This is a genomic window from Microcystis sp. M31BS1 (assembly GCF_020245285.1).
Classification (GTDB): Bacteria; Cyanobacteriota; Cyanobacteriia; order Cyanobacteriales; family Microcystaceae; genus Microcystis; species Microcystis panniformis.
Genome location: NZ_JADBVE010000152.1, coordinates 1 through 2991 on the forward strand (window position 1 = coordinate 1; position 2991 = coordinate 2991).

At 41.5% G+C, this 2991-nt stretch carries 3 protein-coding genes; all 3 read left to right on the top strand.

Features of this window, described 5'->3' with window-relative positions; all coding sequences use genetic code 11:
* Positions 1-176 precede the first annotated feature (176 nt).
* Genes IM509_RS08505 through IM509_RS08515 form a run of 3 tightly spaced genes read left to right on the top strand, consistent with a single transcriptional unit; the run spans position 177 to position 2854 of the window.
* Positions 177-455, top strand: a complete 279-nt coding sequence (locus IM509_RS08505) for a type II toxin-antitoxin system RelE/ParE family toxin (protein WP_072927096.1) — start codon at positions 177-179, stop codon at positions 453-455.
* Positions 448-1605, top strand: a complete 1158-nt coding sequence (locus tag IM509_RS08510) for a HigA family addiction module antitoxin (RefSeq protein WP_072927094.1) — start codon at positions 448-450, stop codon at positions 1603-1605. The genes IM509_RS08505 and IM509_RS08510 overlap by 8 nt, the downstream gene beginning before the upstream one ends.
* A gap of 52 nt (positions 1606-1657) precedes the next feature.
* Positions 1658-2854: a DNA double-strand break repair nuclease NurA gene (locus tag IM509_RS08515; protein WP_072927091.1), complete on the top strand. Its 1197-nt coding sequence runs from the start codon at positions 1658-1660 to the stop codon at positions 2852-2854.
* Positions 2855-2991 lie beyond the last annotated feature (137 nt).

Sequence of the window (2991 nt, forward strand, 5' to 3'; positions counted from 1 at the left end):
AATCCTTATCTGGCAAGAGACTTAATTGATTAGTTCGCTCTAGAGAAAAATAATTGACAAAAATCGCTAAATGCCTTTCTATACAAGGGTTACATCCTCTATAACCCCCGTTCATTGCATAACATAAACCGAAGAGCCAAAAAAAATTTGAGAACGAATGCAATAGCCAAAGACTACTGAAAAAACAGTATGGAGAGAAGATGGCTAAGAAAATCAGGCAAAGACTCGACGACTTAAAAGCAGTTATTGTCCTGGAGGAAATGCGATCGCTGCCGGGACGTTGCCACGAATTGTTACATAACCGTGCTGGACAACTATCTCTAGATTTAGTTCATCCTCTCAGACTAATTTTTGAGCCAGCTAATATACCGATTCCTCAAAAAGCAGACGGGGGAATTGATTGGAAGAAAGTAACCGCAGTCGTAATTATTGGCATAGATGACACCCATGACTAATACTATTGAGAACAGATATGCACCGGATTTTATTTCTCCACCGGGAGAAACCCTTGCCGAAATCCTAGAAGAAAGAAATATATCTCAATCGGAACTCGCCCAACGCATGGGCAGACCAAAAAAGACTATCAATGAGATCATAAAAGGTAAAGCGGAGATTACTATCGATACCGCCTTACAGATAGAGTTAGTGTTAGGAACTCCCGCCAGTTTCTGGATAGAGCGCGAAAGACTTTATCGGGAATATTTAGCGAGAAAAAACGAGAATCAAAGATTAAAAGGTTATTTAGGCTGGTTAAAACAAATTCCTTATCGGCAGATGACTGAATTAGGCTGGCTCAAGTTTGATGAGGATAAAATAGAGCAATTACGGGAGAGCTTGAATTTTTTTGCCGTTGTCTCCCCTGAGAAATGGGAGGAGATTTGGGGGATAAATTTATCGATTGATTTTAGAAAGTCTCAAGCATTTGATAGTGATCGAGGGGCAATAACGGCATGGTTGCGTCAAGGAGAAATAGAAGCATCGAAAATTAATTGTGCTGATTACAACGAGTTGAAATTCAGAGATGCCTTGCGACAAATTCGTTCGTTAACTGTTAAGTCGATCGAAGTATTTCAACCGCAAATGATCGAGCTTTGTGCGGCAGCGGGGGTTGCCTTAGCCTTTGTCCCTGAACTTCCGAAAACAAGGGTACACGGTGCTACCCGTTGGTTAGGTTCTCAGAGAGCTTTAATTCAATTGAGCGATCGATACAAAACAAATGATCATTTTTGGTTTTCTTTTTTTCATGAAGCTGGTCATATTTTATTACATGGGAAACGAACTTTATTTTTAGAGGGGCAAGATATTCAAGATAAAATTAAAGAAAAAGAGGCGGATATTTTTGCGGCTAATTTCTTAATTGCTCCCAGAGATTGGCAGAGATTTATCGCCAATAATTCTCTGAATAGAAAAGCTATTAATCAATTTGCCGAACAACTAGGAATACACCCTGGTATTATTGTTGGTAGAATGCAACATGAGCAAATTATTTCTTATCAAAACTATAATGATCTTAAGGAGAAATATTGTCTAAATACGCAGAATTCCTTTTTGGTATTGACGAGCGACTCCCCAAAAGGAAAACTTCCTATCTCACCATTAAGATAACTAGAGACAGGAAATTGCGATAAAATCAAAAAAAGTCAGGGAGAGGATAGTTATGCTCGATCTTGCGAAATTAGCGGCAAAAATGCCAGGGATTAGTCAACATTTTCAACAGGAAGTGACAGCTAGTCGTGAGCGAGTGCAACGGGCTAAAATTCTTTTAGAACAGGCTCAACAGCAACAGGAAAAACTGCTAGAACTCTATCATAACTGGCACGATCGCCTAATTTTCTCTGTCGCGCTACCGATCGAACCTCTCGACACCCGCATTACTATCCTTCCCGCTCCCGAAAGTCATAGCGTTTTTGCCACGGATGGTTCCCAAATTGCCCCTTCTCACCACGAAATTGCCTACTGTTATCTAATTAATATCGGTAGGATCATGTTGCACTATGGCCAAAATTTGCACCCGCTCCTCGATAGCATTCCCGAAGTCTATTACAAATCAGAAGACCTCTACATTTCTAAACAGTGGGGTATTCGCGTGGATGAGTGGATGAGTTATCGTCGGACGGTATTAGAAAGCCAAATGTTAGCGGAAATGGCTACTCGTTGGGTAAAACCCCCCGGCGCCCATTATGAACCAAATTTAGCCCTCGTGGATGGTTCTTTGATCTATTGGTTTATCGATAGTCTCCCCCCGGAAGCAAAAGATTTAATTTTGCCGCCGATTTTTCAGTCTTGGGACGATTTGCGCTCGGCTAAAATCCCGCTTATAGGTTATATTAGTGCTTCTCGTAGCACGGAAGGCTTAAATTTCCTGCGTTTACAATCTTGTCCCCATGATACTCCCAATTGCTTGATCAATTGCGGTGATTTAGACCCAGAAAAAACCCCTTGTCGCGTTGTCGATCCTCTCCGGGATGCTTCTCTCTGGGGTTATTTATTGGAACCGGGGCAAAGAAGTCCTTTTTGGCGCAGTTCTTTGAAAATACTCGATCTTTATGGGGATGAACATCGCATTTACTTCTGTTATCTCCATGTGGGGACGGAAATCGCTAGGGTAGAGGTTCCTGCTTGGGTGGTGGAGGAGCGAGAATTACTCGATCGCTCTTTGAGTATTTTACTGGCCCAGGTGTTAAAAGGTTATGGTTATCCGATCGCCTTAGCGGAAGCGCACAATTTAGCGGTGATTAAAGGTGGCGATCGCTTGCGTTTTTTTGCCCTTTTGGAACAACAGATGATTAAAGTCGGTTTACAGGATGTGGGAACATCTTATAAGGAAGCGAGAAAACGCAGTAGTATTGCTTAGGGACTTCCAAAAAATAAACTATTCATCCTCAAGAATAATAATCATTCTCGGAGTGTGGGAGGTAGGGATCGATGGTTGCCCCCTCCTTCCAATTTTGTAGTAGAATTAATCCTGTACATTATTAATCAAGTTTTTCT